Source organism: Citrobacter sp. TBCS-14 (assembly GCF_005280805.1).
GTDB lineage: Bacteria > Pseudomonadota > Gammaproteobacteria > Enterobacterales > Enterobacteriaceae > Citrobacter > Citrobacter gillenii.
Genome location: NZ_SZWM01000825.1, coordinates 1 through 233, shown reverse-complemented (window position 1 = coordinate 233; position 233 = coordinate 1). Strand labels below are relative to the sequence as shown.

Genomic DNA, 233 nt, shown 5'->3' with positions numbered 1-233 from the left:
CGGCAAGCCCCCTGAACATGGGGATCATACCGCCGAACGAGTCCTTCACCTGACCGCCCTGTTGCAGCAGGATCAGCCACGGACTTTGCCCACCTGCAGCTGTGTGGCCACGTCGGTGAACTGCGCAGGCAGCATACGCATGGCGGCTTTATACTGCCCGACGGAAATCCCCGCTTTCTGTGCAGCCAGTGCCTGTCGGCTCATCGACTGTTCAACGACTGCCGCTGTTTTTT

General features: G+C 60.1%; 1 pseudogene. It reads right to left on the bottom strand.

The features are described 5' to 3' along the window. Positions 1 to 233 (bottom strand): annotated as a pseudogene (locus FDX22_RS21510) (phage tail length tape measure family protein); the annotation flags it as partial.